General features: G+C 68.2%; 14 protein-coding genes and 2 pseudogenes. 11 read left to right on the top strand and 5 right to left on the bottom strand.

Going from position 1 to position 16,761, the window contains the following annotated elements:
- Nucleotides 1-246: 246 nt before the first annotated feature.
- Entirely contained in the window at nucleotides 247-492 is a 246-nt protein-coding gene (locus C4K88_RS06630; protein WP_104120865.1) for a hypothetical protein, read from the top strand.
- Between the two features lie 61 nt (nucleotides 493-553).
- Nucleotides 554-1,009 (top strand): NUDIX domain-containing protein, encoded by a 456-nt coding sequence (locus C4K88_RS06625; RefSeq protein WP_241521752.1) that lies wholly within the window; start codon nucleotides 554-556, stop codon nucleotides 1,007-1,009.
- A 19-nt stretch (nucleotides 1,010-1,028) separates the two neighbouring features.
- On the opposite strand, the gene C4K88_RS06620 is transcribed toward C4K88_RS06625, so the two are convergent.
- A complete protein-coding gene (locus tag C4K88_RS06620; protein WP_146065634.1) occupies nucleotides 1,029-2,084 on the bottom strand; it encodes an Rv2578c family radical SAM protein in 1,056 nt (351 codons plus the stop codon).
- A gap of 65 nt (nucleotides 2,085-2,149) precedes the next feature.
- Between C4K88_RS06620 and pcp the strand changes: the two genes are divergently transcribed.
- Nucleotides 2,150-2,788, top strand: coding sequence for a pyroglutamyl-peptidase I (gene pcp, locus C4K88_RS06615; protein WP_104120864.1), 639 nt, complete (start codon nucleotides 2,150-2,152; stop codon nucleotides 2,786-2,788).
- 6 nt (nucleotides 2,789-2,794) lie between these two features.
- On the opposite strand, the gene C4K88_RS06610 is transcribed toward pcp, so the two are convergent.
- Nucleotides 2,795-3,277 (bottom strand): eCIS core domain-containing protein, encoded by a 483-nt coding sequence (locus C4K88_RS06610; RefSeq protein ID WP_104120863.1) that lies wholly within the window; start codon nucleotides 3,275-3,277, stop codon nucleotides 2,795-2,797.
- A gap of 159 nt (nucleotides 3,278-3,436) precedes the next feature.
- On the opposite strand from C4K88_RS06610, the gene pheS reads away from it, so the two are divergent.
- From pheS to C4K88_RS06595, 3 genes are all read left to right on the top strand, one after another.
- The gene (gene pheS, locus C4K88_RS06605) at nucleotides 3,437-4,519 is read left to right on the top strand and encodes a phenylalanine--tRNA ligase subunit alpha (RefSeq protein ID WP_104120862.1); all 1,083 of its coding nucleotides are present in this window, start codon (nucleotides 3,437-3,439) and stop codon (nucleotides 4,517-4,519) included.
- Nucleotides 4,520-7,066 carry a phenylalanine--tRNA ligase subunit beta gene (gene pheT, locus C4K88_RS06600; RefSeq protein WP_104120861.1) on the top strand — a complete coding sequence of 849 codons (2,547 nt, stop codon included), beginning with the start codon at nucleotides 4,520-4,522 and terminating at the stop codon, nucleotides 7,064-7,066.
- A gap of 641 nt (nucleotides 7,067-7,707) precedes the next feature.
- A complete protein-coding gene (locus C4K88_RS06595; RefSeq protein WP_104120860.1) occupies nucleotides 7,708-9,225 on the top strand; it encodes a TIR domain-containing protein in 1,518 nt (505 codons plus the stop codon).
- A gap of 673 nt (nucleotides 9,226-9,898) precedes the next feature.
- Here the strand turns inward: C4K88_RS06595 and C4K88_RS18230 are convergent.
- Both C4K88_RS18230 and C4K88_RS18225 read right to left on the bottom strand, forming a co-directional pair.
- Nucleotides 9,899-10,282: pseudogene (locus C4K88_RS18230) on the bottom strand (transposase); the annotation flags it as partial.
- Nucleotides 10,283-10,417: 135 nt separating this feature from the next.
- A pseudogene (locus tag C4K88_RS18225) lies at nucleotides 10,418-10,777 on the bottom strand (IS110 family transposase); the annotation flags it as partial.
- A gap of 274 nt (nucleotides 10,778-11,051) precedes the next feature.
- On the opposite strand from C4K88_RS18225, the gene C4K88_RS06580 reads away from it, so the two are divergent.
- Nucleotides 11,052-12,491 carry an HNH endonuclease gene (locus C4K88_RS06580; protein WP_241521751.1) on the top strand — a complete coding sequence of 480 codons (1,440 nt, stop codon included), beginning with the start codon at nucleotides 11,052-11,054 and terminating at the stop codon, nucleotides 12,489-12,491.
- Nucleotides 12,492-12,645: 154 nt separating this feature from the next.
- Here C4K88_RS06580 and C4K88_RS06575 read toward each other — a convergent pair whose 3' ends face one another.
- A complete protein-coding gene (locus C4K88_RS06575) occupies nucleotides 12,646-13,611 on the bottom strand; it encodes a quinone oxidoreductase family protein (protein WP_104120856.1) in 966 nt (321 codons plus the stop codon).
- Nucleotides 13,612-13,695: 84 nt separating this feature from the next.
- Here C4K88_RS06575 and C4K88_RS06570 point away from each other — a divergent pair, with 84 nt between their 5' ends.
- The 4 genes from C4K88_RS06570 (at nucleotide 13,696) to argJ (ending at nucleotide 16,752) form a co-directional block, all read left to right on the top strand.
- A complete protein-coding gene (locus C4K88_RS06570; RefSeq protein ID WP_104120855.1) occupies nucleotides 13,696-14,106 on the top strand; it encodes a VOC family protein in 411 nt (136 codons plus the stop codon).
- Between the two features lie 28 nt (nucleotides 14,107-14,134).
- Nucleotides 14,135-14,482, top strand: coding sequence for a YciI family protein (locus C4K88_RS06565; RefSeq protein ID WP_104120854.1), 348 nt, complete (start codon nucleotides 14,135-14,137; stop codon nucleotides 14,480-14,482).
- 72 nt (nucleotides 14,483-14,554) lie between these two features.
- Entirely contained in the window at nucleotides 14,555-15,586 is a 1,032-nt protein-coding gene (argC, locus tag C4K88_RS06560; protein ID WP_104120853.1) for an N-acetyl-gamma-glutamyl-phosphate reductase, read from the top strand.
- Nucleotides 15,583-16,752, top strand: coding sequence for a bifunctional glutamate N-acetyltransferase/amino-acid acetyltransferase ArgJ (gene argJ / locus C4K88_RS06555; protein WP_104120852.1), 1,170 nt, complete (start codon nucleotides 15,583-15,585; stop codon nucleotides 16,750-16,752). The genes argC and argJ overlap by 4 nt, the downstream gene beginning before the upstream one ends.
- The last annotated feature ends 9 nt before the right edge of the window (nucleotides 16,753-16,761 follow it).

Here is a 16,761-nt window from a genome sequence, read left to right as displayed (position 1 = left end):
GGGTGTCCTTGCGGCTGGATCTCGGGAACGGGAGGATCGGCCGCCGGGGATACCCCGGAGGGGGAGAGGGACGGCGACGCGGACGCCGTCGTCCGTTCCAGCCTAGGTGACGATGAGGCGCGGCCCCGAAATGCAACCGGGCGGAGCGGCACGAGGGGATTTGTGTTGCGATCGTCGTCGGGTCCATGGTGAGGAGGCGATCGTCGACGTGGACGACGATCGACGACCGACTGATGGGAGCACACCATGGGCTGGACACCGTCCCCCGACCAGCTGCCGCAGAGCGAGCATCTGCGCGACGACATCAACCTGCCGGAGGAGCCTGAGGCCGAGAGCGCAGCGGAGTTCTCCGAGGAGGGCTATACGTCCACCGAGCTCAACGCCGGCCAGCAGGTGCCCGGGCTGAGCCCGCACGGGGAGTACCGCCGCGGCGACAACCCCGAGCACCGGACGGAACCGGGAGACGGGCTCGCGTCCCCGGAGGAGAGCTGAACCGGCTTCCCGGGCGGCTGCTGCGGTCCGGGGTGCCGGCCGTCGTCGATAGACTCGGCGGGTGACGCAACCACCTCCCCACCAGCTCCTCCAGATCGTGGGGGCGGCCCTCGTCGACTCCCTCGAGCATCCCGCCCGCCTGCTCGTCGCCCGGCGGTCGGCGCCGCCGCAGTTCGCCGGCATGTGGGAGTTCCCCGGCGGGAAAGTGGAGGCCGGCGAGAGCTGCGAGGACGCCCTGCTGCGGGAACTCGAGGAGGAGCTCGGGGTCACCGCCCGGCTCGGCGCCGAGATCACCGGGCCCGGGCCGCAGGGGTGGCCGTTGAACGAGCGGGCCGCGATGCGCGTCTGGCTGGCCGAGGTGGCAGTCGGGGAGGCGCAGCCGCTGCAGGACCACGACGACCTGCGCTGGCTGCCGCTGAGCCCGGGCGACCACCTCGAGGCGCTGCCGTGGATCCCCGCCGACCGGCCCATCCTCGCAGCGCTGCGGGCGGCCACCGCGTCCCCCGCCATCCCCTGACGAGTACGCCGCCCCTCTCTCAGAAGAGCGATGCCTGCACGGGATCCGGTGCGGGAGCGATCGGAACGACGGCGTCAGCGCCCGGCGATCCTTCCGCCGACAGGTTGCGGAAGAACCCGGCGCCCGCCACGAGGCCGTGCTTGCGGCGGAAGACCCGGATCCTCCCGGACAGCCACTCCCGGTACTCCTTCGACGCATAGCTCCCGCCCCGGTAGAGCTCCTCGTACCGCGGGACGAGCTGCGGGTGGTGCGCTGCGAGCCACTGCATGAACCATTCGCGGGAACCGGGCCGGAGGTGCAGTGGCCCGGCCGTCACGCCCGTGGCTCCGGCGCCGGCCAGGGCACCGAACAGCTCATCGAGCGATGCGTCGCCGTCGGTGAGCCAGGGGAGGATCGGCATGGCCATGACCCCGCACGGCAGCCCGGCCTCGCGGAGCCGGGAGATGAGCGCGAGCCGCGCCTTCGGGGCAGGCGTGCCCGGTTCGATGGCTTCGGCGAGCACCGGATCCACCAGCGCGAGGGAGATCCCCATGCCCACGCCGACCGACCGCGATGCCGCCGTCAGGAGCGGGATGTCGCGGGCGAGCAGGGTTCCCTTGGTCAGGATGGAGAAGGGGGTCCCCGAGTCCGCGAGGGCGGAGATGATGCCCGGCATGAGCCGGTAGCGACCCTCGGCCCGCTGGTAGGGGTCGGTGTTGGTGCCCAGGGCCACGTGCTCACGCGTCCAGGAGGGCTTGCCCAGCTCACGGGCGAGCACCTCGGCGGCGTTGATCTTGACGACGAGCTGAGCGTCGAAGTCGAGTCCCGTGTCCAGGTTCAGATAGCTGTGGGTCTTGCGGGCGAAGCAGTACACGCAGGCGTGGGAGCAGCCGCGGAACGGGTTGATGGTCCAGGAGAAGGGCATCGACGACGTCGGCGGGACCCGGTTGAGGACTGACTTCGCGGCGACCTCGTGGAACGTGATCCCGGCGAAGTCCGGCGTCCGCACCGTCCGGACGAGCCCCGCGAGCGGCAGCAGCGGCGGCGACTCCGGCGCACCGTCGTCGCCCGTGATCCTCTGGCCTTCCCATCGCATGGATCTATTAGAACACGCGTACTAATACTCCGTCAGGTGGTCGATGAAGCGTCTAGGCTGGGGGCATGATCCTCCTGACCGGCTTCGAACCCTTCGGGGGAGAATCGACCAATCCGTCCTGGCAGGCCGCGGAGCGTGCGGCGGACCTGCTGTGTGCGCAGGGTCGGGCTGCGGTCGCCGTCGAGGTGCCGTGCGTGTTCGGGCGAAGCATCGAGGCACTGGAGGCCGCGCTCGGGGAGTACGAACCGGCGATCGTCCTGTGCGTCGGGCAGGCCGGAGGGCGGGGGAGCATCTCGCTGGAACGCGTGGCCATCAACGTCGACGATGCCCGCATCCCCGACAACGCCGGGAACCAGCCGATCGACGAACCCGTCGTCGCGTCCGGCCCCGCCGCGTACTTCAGCACCCTGCCGATCAAGGCCTGCCGGGAGGCCGTCGCCGGGCTGGGTATCCCGGTCGAGGTCTCGCAGACCGCGGGTACCTATGTGTGCAACCACCTTTTCTACGGGCTGATGGATCTGCTCGGGGATCGGCGGAGCACCCGCGGCGGGTTCGTCCACGTGCCCTACTCCTCCGAGCAGGGAGCGGCCCACGGGCAGCCCGGACTCGCCGTCGAGGCGATGGCCGAGGCCCTCGCGATGATCGCGACGACGACGGCGGACACCCCCGTCGACGCTCGGGTCACCGCGGGCGCGGAGCACTGACCGGCGTCACCGCGAGCCGGAGCGAAGGCGGCCGGCACCGGCCAGGGGCCTGATCGCTGCCACGGCCGTCTCGCGTAGCGGACGCACCGGGCGCTCCCGGTAGCCGCCGTCGGCCAGCCCTGCCCCGCGCTCGAAGAGGTTCCGCGATGCGGGGTCCCCGGTGCGCAGGAGCGAGTAGCCCGCCGCCGCCAGATACGCCGGGAGGAACGGCAGGCCGAAACACACCGCGTACTGGCGTGCGTGACGCGCCTCGTGCTCGAGGAGCCGGAGGAACGCCCGCGACGGGGGACGGGGTGCGGTGCCCCGCAGCAGCACCACGCTGCCCACCGTGAAGGCCCGCGCCTTCGGCAGGCGACGGCGGTAGCCCTCCGCGAGCAGGATGCCGTACGGCCCGGACGAGACGCGGCAGCCGGACAGCGCCGCGACCGCGAGGCCGCACGGCGTCGACAGGTTGATCCAGTTGAGGAACGGCACGAGCCTCCGGTTCATGCCGCCATCGTAGAGGCTGTTGCTCCTCCGCCGAACCCGTCGCCTAGACTTGAGACGCCGGTGCGCCCTGCTGCGTCCCGGCGTTTTCCTGTCCACGGCGTGGCCCGCAGCAGCGAACCGCCCGCCGCACGCTTCGAGAGTGCAAGGTACGAGAACCCCATGGCCGAAACCCCAGAGCACGCCGCGCCCACCGGCCGCGATGCCCAGGTCCCCGATCCGCTGGACGCCGCGTCGGTGGCCTCAGCCGTCGAGGCAGCGCTCGCCGACATCGCGGCCGCGGCCGACCTCGACGCCCTGAAGGCGGTCCGGATCGCGCACACCGGTGAGAAGTCGCCGCTGAGCCTCGCCAACAGGGGCATCGGCGCCCTGCCCAAGGAGCAGAAGTCGGCGGCCGGCAAGAACATCGGCCCCGCCCGGGGACGGATCAACCAGGCGCTCGCCGCCCGCACGGTCGAGCTCGAGGCCGAGCGCGACGCGCGGATCCTCGTGGAGGAGGCCGTGGACGTCACCGCTGCCCCGCGCCGTCGTCGGACCGGCGCCCGGCACCCGCTGTCCACGCTGCAGGAGCGGGTCATCGACGTCTTCGTCGGCATGGGCTGGGAGATCGCCGAAGGCCCCGAGCTCGAGTCCGAGTGGTTCAACTTCGACGCCCTGAACTTCAAGCCCGACCACCCGGCCCGCGAGATGCAGGACACGTTCTTCGTCGACCCGCCCGAGGCGCACCTCGTGCTGCGCACCCACACCTCCCCGGTCCAGGTCCGCTCCATGCTCGAGCGCGACCTGCCCTTCTACGTGCTGTGCCCGGGCAAGGTCTTCCGCACGGACGAGCTCGACGCCACCCACACGCCGGTCTTCCACCAGTTCGAGGGCCTCGTCATCGACAAGGGGCTCACCATGGCGGATCTCGTGGGAACGCTGGAGCACTTCACGCAGCAGCTGTTCGGTGACGACGCCAGGGTGCGCCTGCGTCCCAACTTCTTCCCCTTCACGGAGCCGAGCGCGGAGCTCGACATCTGGCACCCGGGCGCCAAGGGTGGTCCGCGCTGGATCGAGTGGGGCGGCTGCGGCATGGTCAACCCCAACGTGCTGCGCGCCACCGGCATCGACCCGGACGTCTACTCCGGGTTCGCCTTCGGCATGGGGATCGAGCGGGCACTCATGTTCCGCAACGAGGTCGTCGACATGCGCGACATGATCGAGGGCGACGTACGTTTCAGCGAACACTTCGGGATGGAGATCTAGATGAGAATCCCACTGTCCTGGCTGCGCGAGTACGCAGCCGTGCCTGCGGATGCAACCGCGGAAGACGTGATGGCCGAGCTGGTGAAGGTGGGCCTCGAGGAGGAGGACGTCCACCGTCCCACGGACGAGCTGACCGGCCCGATCGTGGTGGGCCAGGTCCTCAGCATCGTCAAGGAACCGCAGTCCAACGGCAAGACCATCAACTGGTGCGAGGTCCGCGTGGTGCCCGAGGGCGCCGAGCAGACCCTCGCGGGCGACGGCATCGATCCCTCGGGCGTGCAGGGGATCGTGTGCGGTGCGCACAACTTCGTCGAGGGTGACAAGGTGGTCGTCACCCTGCCCGGTGCGGTGCTGCCGGGCGATTTCCGCATCAGCCCCCGCAAGACCTACGGCCACGTGTCCGCGGGCATGATCGCCTCCGTCCGCGAGCTCGGCATCGGCGAGGACCACGACGGCATCCTCGTGCTGTCAACCCTCGGACTCGACCCCGACGTCGGCACCGACGCCCTGGAGCTCCTCGGCCTGTACGACCAGGCCGCGGAGATCAACGTGACTCCCGACCGCGGGTACTGCTTCTCCATCCGCGGCGCCGCCCGCGAGTACGCGCACGCCACCGGGACGGCCTTCACCGACCCGGCGGACGCCGTCGTCGTCCCGCCCGCCGCGCCCGGGGGATACCCGGTGCGACTGGAGGACACCGCTCCCGTCTACGGCACGCCCGGCTGCGACCGGTTCGTGGCGCGCACGGTCCGCGGCGTGGATCCCACGCGCCCCACGCCGCCGTGGATGTCCGCGCGGCTGCGCCTCGCCGGCATCCGCTCCATCTCGCTCGTCGTCGACATCTCCAACTACGTGATGCTCGAGCTCGGCCAGCCGCTCCACTTCTACGACCTCGACACGCTCTCGGGCGACATCGTGGTCCGGCGTGCCGCAGCAGGCGAGACGCTCCGGACCCTCGACGACAAGGTGCGCACGCTCGACGCCGAGGACCTCCTCATCACGGACGCGTCGGGACCCATCGGCATCGCCGGCGTCATGGGCGGCGCCTCCACGGAGGTCTCTGCGGGTACGGACAACGTGCTCATCGAGGCCGCGCACTTCGACGCCGTCAGCATCGGCCGGTCCCGCCGCCGCCACCGGCTGCCGTCCGAGGCGTCCAAGCGCTTCGAGCGCGGTGTGGACTGGACCGTCGCGGACATCGCCGCGCAGCGCGCCGTCGACCTCCTCATCGAGCTCGCCGGCGGGACCGTCGACGACGCCGTCACCGACGTCGGGCAGGCACCGGAACCGCGGGTCATCGAGCTCGCCGCCGACTTCCCGGCCCGCCTGATCGGACGCGAGTTCACCGACGAGCAGATCCGGGGCACGCTCACGGACCTCGGTGCGACGGTCGAGGAGATGGACGGCGGCTACCGCGTCACCGCGCCGAGCTGGCGCAGCGACCTTGAAACCCGAGAAGACCTGACCGAGGAGATCATCCGGCTCGTCGGCTACGACACCATCCCGTCGTCGCTGCCGGTCGCCCCGCCAGGGCGCGGCCTGACGCGCGTGCAGCAGCAGCGGCGTCGGCTCCTGAACGCCCTCGCGGCGGCAGGGCTGACCGAGGTGCTGTCCTACCCGTTCGTCAGCGAGGCGTCGAACTCCGTGTTCGGCACGCCCGACGAGGGTGCGCCACCGGCGTCGGTGAAGCTCGCGAACCCGCTCAGCGCCGAGCTGGGCTTCCTCCGGCGGTCGATCCTGCCCGGCCTCGTGGAGCTGGCGAAGCGGAACCACTCACGCGGCTTCCGCGACCTGGCCCTGTTCGAGGCGGGATCGGTCTTCCTGCCCGACGGCGGTACCCTCGGTTCCGAGTCGATCCCGCCGCTGGGCATCAAGCCCGACGACGCCGTCCTCGACGGACTGCACTCCGGGATCCCGGACCAGCCGCTGGTGGTCGCCGCGCTGTTCACGGGCCACGAGACGGCGCCGTCCGCCGGTGTCATCCCACGCGCCTGGGACTGGGCGGACGCCGTCGACGTCGTGCAGCTCATGGCTCAGGTGACCGGCGTGGACGTCGTGGTCCGGCAGGGCAACCACCAGGCGTTCCACCCCGGCCGCACGGCGGAATTCTCGCTGCGCAGCGGTGAGGTGCTGGGCTACGCGGGCGAACTGCACCCCAAGCTGATCGCCGCGCAGGATCTCCCCGCGCGCACGGTGGCCCTGGAGATCACCGTGGACCTGCTGTTCGAGGCCGCCGCCGACGTCATCGTCGCGCGGTCGCTGTCCACCTATCCGCCGGCCACGCAGGACGTCGCGCTCGTCGTCGACTCCGCCGTGGTTGCGGGCGACGTGCTCGAGACCCTGAGGGAGGGCGCGGGGGAGCTCCTCGAGGACGTCAGCCTGTTCGACGTCTACATCGGACAGGGCATCCCCGAGGGGCGGAAGTCCCTGGCGTTCGCGCTGCGTTTTCGCGCTCCGGACCGCACCCTGACGGCGGACGAGGCCAGCGCGGCGCGGGACGCCGCGGTGGCCCTCGCGGCCGAGCGGCACGCTGCCGTGCAGCGCTGATCCTGTAGCAGCGCGACCGACGGAAGGCCCGTTCCCCCGGTGGGAGCGGGCCTTCTCCCTGACCGGGGGGATCCCAATCGACGACGCCCCTCCCCGTGGGTTCCACGGCGAGGTCCCAGGCCGCAGGCAGGGTATGCGCATACTGCTTGAGTTCGCGGCCACGCGGATTCTTCCTGCGGGGCTGGCAGCGAGGGCATCGCGTCGTATTCGGGCGCAGTCCGTGCCGATTCGGCCGCGAACGATGCGGGCACTTTCGTCGAAGGCTCCGAGGGTTCAGATTCCAACGCGTTGGGCGGTCAGGTCTTGTTCGGGGGTCCAAACCTGGGGTACCCGATGAGCATGCCGGCTGACGCTCAGGGCACCTTTACCGGGTATTCTCTCGGGCGGGTCTTATGGGAATCACCGCGATCGGAATTCGGGCGGGCGTGTCCTTCTTCCGCAGGTCGGCGAGTAGGATTCCGGTCGCAGGCCGGCCTTACGTGACTCCTTGACCCGCCACATAGGGCGGCGGGATTCGTGCGATTGACCGCTGCAGCTCACACGGAAGGAGTGGCTGTGACTTGTCGGACAATGTGTTCCAACATTGGGGACACGACACCGCGCATGCGAGGCATACTCGATTTCAAATGTAGAGTTGGGGTATGCCCTCTTTGAGCGATGTCTTTCCACTATCCGGTGTCCCGACAATCACTTTTGTGGAACCCGTCGAGTATGCAAGGCTCAAGGTCGCCTTGGAAGCAAAGGGGAGAGGTATAGTCATTGAGGGTCCGTCGGGAATAGGAAAGACTACGGCTGTTCGTCGAGCAATCGAAGAACTTGGGATCAAGCAAAGTGTGACTGAACTAAGCGCCCGAAAACTTGGTGACGTCGAAGTAATTGAGTCGCTCCCCGATTTTCCCGATGCCGGCGTCGTTGTGGTCGACGACTTTCATCGGTTACCCAGCCGCGTCAGCCAAAAGGTGGCTGACTATCTGAAGACATTGGCTGACGAGAGCGTTGAAACAACCAAGCTTGTGATTTTGGGGATTAACAAGGCTGGCGAATCGCTAATCTCATTTGGACGAGACGTGGCAGCGCGTATGGAGGTAATTCGCTTTCAACGTGAACCCGACGATCATCTGAGAGAGGTTGTCCGACTTGGCGAAGAGTCATTGAACATGTCGATACCGATCTCAGACGAGATCATCGCTGCAGCCAATGGCAGCTTCAACCTTGTGCAGTTCCTTTGCCATGACGCCTGCTTGGCGAAAGGCATTACAAAGACTGTTGCAGGACCTAAAGCGACACTGGACATCAGTTTCGAACTGGTGAACGGGCGCATTATGGATCGGTTCGAGGCGGAGTTCGGCCGCGCTGCTATTGCTTTCGCAAAAGGTACAAAGCTAAAACGCGAAGGTCGAGCTCCCTATCTACATCTACTTAAATGGCTAGGAGAAGCCGACGAATGGTCTATCGACGTCGATAGAGTTCTCGCGCTGCACTCGGAACTTCGAGGCAGCATCGGTCAAGTTGTGAAAAAGGGGTACCTCACCGACCTCATCAACGACCCCACTAAGCAGTTAAGTGACCTCCTTCACTACGAACCCACGACTAAAGTCGTTTCGGTTGAAGACCCAAAGTTCTACTACTTCATCCGAAACCTTGCATGGAGCAAGTTGGCCATTCAAGTCGGTTATCTAAACATATCGTTTGGTCAAACCAAGGACTTTGCACTCAGTTTCGCAGGCGCGGACCGGGACGTCGCCGAAGCGCTTTTCGACGCTCTGACCGAGAATGAACTTGAAGTATTCTACGACAAGAATGAGCAGTCACGGATTTTGGCCGAGAATGTAGAAGAGTATCTCGGACCTATCTACCGAACAGAAGCCAGCTTCGTGGTCTGCCTCCTCGGCCCTGAATACCCGAATAAAGTTTGGACCAAATTCGAGAGTGACGCTTTCAAGGCCCGCTTCGGGACAAACGACGTGATTCCTGTCTGGTTCGCCGACGCTTCGCCAGGCATGTTCGATGAGAGTCGCAAGGTTGGTGGTCTTACATTTGATCGAGCCAATGATTTCCAGGAACAGATCGCATCAATAGTCGAAGAGCTATGCAAGAAAATCGCGGACCGAAGGCTTTCAGCGGCGCATGTGGCGCGCGATGACTTGGACGCGGAATAGCTCGATACAAGCTAGTGAGAAATTGTGTGTACAGCAGGTGCGTCAAAACCCAGCTGAGGCAGAAGGATGACTCACGAAGCTCGTCACGAATGAGGGTGCGTTTGAGACCTGAAGCTGCCTGGTTCTAGGAGTGGTGGGGTAATGTAAGCCGGCAGCGCGAGGAGTAACGATCGAGGCGCGATCGCACCGTTCAGCTTCAGATGCTGGGAACCGCCGCCGCCGGTTACGGCGCGCAGACGAACACAGACCGAAGCCGAACAGCAGCCGCGGCATTCGGAGCTCAGAGACTTTGATCCACCCGCCACGACGGCTGCCCATTGCTCTCTGAAGGTGTCCGTGACGGTCATCGCCGGCGCGGTCGGTGTCGGACTCCCGATGCCGATAATGCAAGAGCACGTCGACCTGTTCCCCGAGGCATTGCTTTCTATCCAAGCTTGGGCATGGCATTTTTCGTGGCTCGACGCTCTCGAACGTTCGTTCAGGCATCGCGGTGGGCTCTGAACCGGCGTTAGTGCCGAGACCTCGGTCGTCTAACTCGTCGGCGACGAACCGATACGTGAACGTGGGATTGTCCCGACGCACGTCGATCGCCGCGTTGGTCAGGTGGTGCCTCTATAGTTTTCGTCAGCCAGCTGAGGTCAGGTTGCTTGTGTGTCGGGTCTTGGTTGAGGTTTCCGTCGTGGAGCATGGCAAAGACAACGTCAGAGCGCCTCCGTGCGAGGGCGACTAGGGCCTGGTTGTGGCGTTTGTCTTCGGTTCGTTTCCGGTAGTAGTAGGTCCTTAAGGGTGGGTGGCGCAGTGCTGCGAAGGCGGAGAGGAACAGGGCGCGTTTGAGTTTCTCGTTCCCGCGGCGGCTCGGGTGCTCGCCGCGTACGGATGTTCCCGAGCGCCGTGTGACGGAGATGATTCCAGCGTAGGAGGCAAGGTGGGCGGAGCTGGCGAAGTGTTTGCCGGTCACTTCGGTGAGGATGCGGGCGCAGGTCCTGACGCCAATGCCGGGCATCGGGGTCAGGACCTTGTGAAGAGGGTGGGCCTCTACGAGGGTTTCAACCTGGGCTCCGATGGCTTCGCACTGGTGCCCGTGACGACGACAATTTTTCCCCGAGCGTGGTGAAGATGGCCTCGGTGAGGCGGTGAGGCGGTGAGGCGGTGAGGCGGTGAGGCGGTGAGGCGGTGAGGCGGTCGGCGGTGCAGGGTGCGTGTTTCTTCAGCCGGGCGCGGATGTGCCCGCGGCCAGTGGTCTTCAGCGCGGGCGGTGTCGGATAACGGGTCAGCAGATTGGCCACGGTTGGGTGGTAAAGGTGCGGGCCTGGGGCTCGCTTCAGGGTGGAATGGACCTGGGTGAGCAGTCCGCGGATCCGGTTCGACGCCGCGGTGATTTGCGCTGCGAGGTCGTCGTCGAAGCCGCAGAGCACGCCGAGTTCGGCCAGCGTCTCATCATCCAGGGCGATCGAGCGCGGGTGTGCGGCATGGACCGGACCGCCTCGGCGATGGTCATGGCGTCCCGGGCATCAGTCTTGGCCTGGCCTGGGTGCAGGTTTGCAATCCGACGGCCGTGTATACGAATCCTCTTGCGGGCGTTGGCCGAGGGAGCGGTTCCTGGTCCCACCGAGTCTGTCGACAAGCCGTTGGCATTGTAATGAGCCCTCACAGGAAGTGGCTCGTAGCGGTCCTCAAAATGTCGGTGGCGGTTGGGAAAATTCGGTATGGACAGCAGCCGAAACGCTCCGCTCAAAGTAGTCATCGTTGGCGGTAGCGCTCTTGGGCAAAGTGCGGGACCGGCTGGTCCTGTGCAGATTGGCCGCACGCGGGATCTCATCGACGGAATGGCCTCCTTGCCTTTGAGCGCGGGTGATCTGGAGCTGATCGATGAGGTGCGTGCCCTGGAGGAGTTGAAGTCGGCGATTGCCGGTCGGCAGGCGCGGGCCGCGGTCGCGTTCGATCTGGCCCAGCGCCGGGTCCAGGCACGGGCTGGTGTCCCGGTGGCGGAGCAGGGTCGTGGACTGGGCGCGCAGCTCGCCCTGGCCCGCAGGGAGTCCCCGGCCCGGGGCGGCCGGCTGCTGGGGTTGGCCAGGGCGTTGGTGACGGAGATGCCGCACACCCTCGCAGCCCTGGAGTCGGGTCGCCTGAATGAGTGGCGGGCGACCCTGCTGGTCCGGGAGACCGCGTGCCTGTCGGCTGCGGACCGGTGCGCGGTCGACGAGGAACTCAGCCCCGACACGGGCGCCTTCGACGGCGCCGGGGACCGGCAGCTGGTGGCCGCGGCGCGGGCGGCGGCGTACCGGCGGGACCCGCGCAGCGTCACCCAGCGGGCCAGCCACGCCGCCAGGGACCGGCATGTGAGTCTGCGCCCGGCCCCGGACACCATGACGTATCTGACCGCCCTGCTGCCGGTCGCCCAGGGGGTGGCGGTGCATGCGGAGCTGACCCGGCACGCCGACACCTGCCGTGCCATCGGGGATGAGCGCAGCAGGGGCCAGTTGATGGCGGATGCCCTGGTGGAGCGGACCACCGGCACCTCGGGCGGGTTCTCCCGCGTCGAGGTGCAGCTGATCATGACGGATAGGACCCTGCTGCAGGGCGACAGCGAACCGGCCCGGCTGACTGGGTACGGGATCGTGCCCGCCGGCTGGGCCCGGGACCTCCTCACCACCACGAACCCAGGGCAATTCAAGGAATTCCCAGTCGACCAGGCAACTGGTCAGGTCTCCGGCGGGGCAAGCGGGTCATCGATCGAGCCAAAGCGAGGCTTTGAGGTCTGGCTCCGGCGGCTCTACACCGCCCCGGGAAGTGGGGAGCTGGTCGGCGTCGACTCCCGGTCACGGCTCTTCACAACCGGGCAGCGCCGGTTCCTCCAGGCCCGCGACGATCTCTGCCGGACCCCGTACTGCGACGCGCCGATCCGCCACTACGACCACATCATCCCCTGGCACACCAACGGACCCACCAGCCTGGCCAACGGGGCCGGGCTGTGCGAGGCGTGCAACCACACCAAGGAACTCGACGGCTGGAGAGCACGACCACACGCGGACCCCCGGCGACGGCATGGCCTGAAGGTCACCACGCCTACGGGGCACATCTACCACTCCACCGCGCCACCGCTGCCCGGCAGCAGGCCCAGCGGGAGGGGCCGTGAGCAGGAAGCCGGGACGCAACACCGTTCCTCGGCGCCGCCCCCATCGCCGAGCCACGCACCCGATGGTCGCAGCACTCAGGCATATCCTCACGTACAACGGAGCCTGCGGGTCGACTTCGTGTACGCGTAAGGCTCCCTGACGGTCCTTGAGACTCACCGACACTCGGCCCACCGCTCCAACCACAGTCAGCCTGCCGACCCACGCAGGGCTCAGGGGATGAGCAGCACCTTGTCCGTCATGCGCCGTCCGTTCAGCCGCCGTCATCCACCGAGGCGCGTCCGCCTCAGGGGATGAGCAGCACCTTGCCCGTGGTGCGCCTAGCCTGCAGGTCCTCGTGCGCACGGGCCGCATCGGCGAGGGCGTACCGGGCCCCGATACGAACGTCGAGCTGACCGGACGCTACCGCGCCGAAGAGCTCCTCGGACCGCCACCGCCGCTCCTCGGGAGTGAGCAGGTAGTGCCCGAGTGTGGGACGGGTGACGAAGAGTGAGCCGCCGCTGTTGAGGCGTTGCAGGTCGAGCGGGGGTACCGCACCTGATGCCGCCCCGAAGAGCACGAGGGTGCCACGGATCCGCAGTGAGCGCAGCGAGTCGTCGAACGTCGCCCGGCCTACGCCGTCGAACACCACGTCCACACCCACCCCCTCCGTCAGGGTCTTCGCGGCCTCGGCGAATCCCTCGTAGCGGAGCACCTCGTCGGCGCCGGCAGCGCGCGCGAGCTCCTCCTTCTCCGGGGTCGAGACCGTGGTGATCACCCGGGCGCCCTTGGCCTTGAGCAGCTGGATGAGCAGCAGGCCCACACCGCCCGCACCCGCATGGACGAGGACTGCGTGCTCCGGCCGGACCGGGAAGGTGGAGTTGATCAGGTAGTGCGCGGTCATGCCCTGCAGCGGGAGCGCGGCCGCGGTCTCCAGGTCCACGCCCTCGGGCACGGGAAGCGCCCGGTCGGCCGCCACGAGCGCGTACTCCGCGTACGTCCCCGTCCCTTCCGCGAACGCGACGCGGTCACCGACGGCAAAGTCCGTGACGCTCTCACCCAGTTCTTCTACCGTCCCGGCAGCCTCGGCGCCCGGGGTGAACGGGAGGTCGACGGCGTAGGCGCCGCTGCGCTGGTAGGTCTCGATGAAGTTGACCCCGGCCGCGGCGACCCTCACCAGCAGCTGACCCGGACCGGGTGCAGGGCGGTCGACGGTCGCGACGGTGAGGACGTCCGGACCGCCCGGTGCGGTGACGACGATGGCTGACGGCATGGTGGTTCCTTTCGGTGGCGTTCCCTCATGCTATTCCCGCGGCGGTCCCTGTCCGTCCGGGCCGGGGTATGGCAGGCTGACGTGATGCCCACCACAGCCGCACCCCTCGTCTACCTCAGCTTCCCCGGTACCGCGCGGGAGGCCCTGGGTTTCTATGCCGACGTCTTCGGGGGCGAGCTGACCCTGCACTCCTACGAGGAGTTCGGCAGGACCGACGGCCCGCCGGATGCCGTCGCCCACGGGGTGCTCGACGGCGTCGTCGCCCTCGCCGGATCGGATGCCGCACCAGGGGAGCCGGCCGTACGGTTCCAGGGCCTTCTGCTGTCGCTGCTGGGAACCGCCGCGCCGGCGGTTCTCGACGCCTGGTTCGACGCCCTGTCCGTCGGCGGAACGAACATCGACCCGCTGACGCCGAAACCGTGGGGAGCCTCGGACGGCCAGGTCACCGACCGCCACGGCCTCCGCTGGCTCATCGGGTACGAGCCCCAAGCCTGAGCGACCGACCGGTTCGAAAGGACGCCCCATGCCGCAGTTCGCCATCCTCATCTACGCCGACGAATCCCTCCATGCGACGGACGCGCCGGCGACCGACCTCGAAAAGAACGATCAGCACGCCCGGGACCTCTCCTCCACCGGCACCATGTCACTGGCCTACGCCCTGACACCCCGCGCCCAGGCGGTGTCCATCCGACGGGACGGCACCGCGGCGGGCCCGTTCGTGCAGGCCGACCAGTTCGTCGCCGGCTTCTATGTCGTGGACGCTCCGGACCTCGACGCAGCCATCGCGATCGCCCGCCAGAATCCGGCGGTGCGCACCAGCACGGGCGGCGTCGAGGTCCGCCCCGTCCACAGTGGTGGCATCATCGCCTAGACCCGGCGATCACACGGCGCAAGAGTGCATAACTATGTGTAGACGTGCATCATGTTGTTGTAGGCTGATGTCATGACGTTCACCGCAGCCGTATCCGGCGCCAGTGGCTATGCCGGGGGAGAGATCCTGCGCCTCCTCGCCAACCACCCCGACATCGAGATCGGGGCGATCACGGCCCACAGCAGTGCCGGAGCACGCCTCGGTGATGTCCAGCCCCATCTGCATTCCCTTGCCGACCGGGTACTGCAGGAAACGACCCCCGAGGTCCTCACAGGGCACGACGTCGTCTTCCTGGCCCTGCCGCACGGCACCAGCGCCGAGGTTGCCGCCCAGCTGCCCGCGGACACGCTCGTGATCGATGCCGGCGCCGACCACCGCCTGCAGGACCCGGCGGCGTGGGCGAAGTTCTACGGCTCGGCCCACGCGGGCACCTGGCCCTACGGACTGCCCGAACTTCCCGGCCACAGGGCCGGTCTCGGCGGAGCGCGCCGCATCGCCGTCCCCGGCTGCTACCCCACGAGCGTCCTCCTCGCCCTCACCCCCGGCTTCGCCGCGGGACTCCTCGAGCCTGACGACGTCGTCGTCGTCTCCGCGTCCGGCACCTCCGGGGCGGGCAAGGCCGTCAAACCGAACCTCCTCGGGTCCGAGGTCATGGGCGGCATGAGCCCCTACGGCGTGGGCGGCGGACACCGCCACACCCCCGAGATGGAGCAGGGCCTGAGCCGCGCGGCCGGCGAGCGCGTCTCGCTGTCCTTCACGCCCACCCTCGCCCCCATGGCGCGCGGCATCCTGACGACGGCGACCGCCCGCGTGAAGCCCGGCGTCGGGTACGGGCAGCTGCGGCAGGCATGGGAGGACGCCTACGCGGCCGAGCCGTTCGTGCGGGTCCTGCCGGAGGGTCAGTGGCCCACCACCAAGGCGGTCCTCGGCTCGAACTACGCGAACCTCCAGCTCGCCTTCGACGACCACGCCGGCCGCGTGATCGTCAGCTGCGTCATCGACAACCTCACCAAGGGGACCGCCGGCGGCGCCGTGCAGTCCATGAACATCGCCCTCGGACTCGACGAGACCGCGGGCCTGACCATCCAGGGGATCGCACCGTGAGCATCACCTACCCGGGCGGGTTCCGCGCTGCGGGCGTTGCCGCCGGCCTCAAGAGCACCGGCAAGCCCGACGTCGCCCTCGTCACCAACGACGGACCGCTGCACAACGCGGCGGCGGTCTTCACCTCCAACCGCGTGGCGGCCGCGCCCGTGCACTGGTCGCGGCAAGTCGTCTCGGACGGCCGCGTCGACGCCGTCGTCCTGAACTCCGGTGGCGCCAACGCCTGCACCGGTCCCGAGGGTTTCCAGAACACCCACCGCACCGCCGAGGTCACCGCCGAGCTGCTCGGGGTCTCCGCGACGGACGTCTTCGTCTGCTCCACCGGCCTGATCGGTGAGCAGCTCCCGATGGAGCGGCTGCTCGCCGGGGTCGCGGACGCCGCGGGCTCGCTGGGCAGGGGCGGCGGCCCCACTGCCGCCGAAGCGATCATGACCACGGACACGGTGGCCAAGGAGGCCCGCTACCCGGCGTCGGCCGACGCCCCGAGCGAGGGGTACGCGATCGGTGGCATGGCCAAGGGTGCCGGCATGCTGGCGCCGGGCCTGGCCACGATGCTCGTGGTCCTCACCACGGACGCCGCCCTCGACGCCGAGGCCCTGGACGCCGCCCTGCGGGAGGCGACCCGCGTGAGCTTCGACCGGACCGACGCCGACGGCTGCATGTCCACCAATGACACCGTGGTGCTGCTGGCCTCCGGTGCAGCCGGTGTCGCGCCGGAGCAGGCGCAGTTCACCGCGGCCCTCACACGGGTCTGCCTCGACCTCGCCGCGCAGCTCATCGAGGACGCGGAGGGCGCGAGCCACACCATCGCCGTCACCACGGTGAACGCCGCCACCGAGCGCGATGCCGAAGTGGTCAGCCGCGCCGTCGCCCGGTCCAACCTGTTCAAGACCGCCATCTTCGGCAACGACCCCAACTGGGGCCGGGTCCTCTCAGCCGTCGGCACCACGGACGCCGTGTTCGAACCGGATGCGCTGAACGTCTCGATGAACGGTGTTCAGATCTGCCGGAACGGCGGAATCGGGGACCCTCGCGACCTCGTGGACCTCACGGACCGGAACGTGAGCGTCGAGATCGACCTCGCGGCCGGATCTGCGAGCGCCACCATCTGGACCAACGACCTCACGCACGAGTACGTGCACGAGAACTCCGCCTACTCGAGCTGACGGGAGACG

Origin of the sequence: Arthrobacter pityocampae, from assembly GCF_002927275.1 — a bacterium.
GTDB lineage: Bacteria > Actinomycetota > Actinomycetes > Actinomycetales > Micrococcaceae > Arthrobacter_D > Arthrobacter_D pityocampae.
Note: the sequence above shows the minus strand (reverse complement) of the source record. Positions and strands in the feature narration are given on the sequence as shown.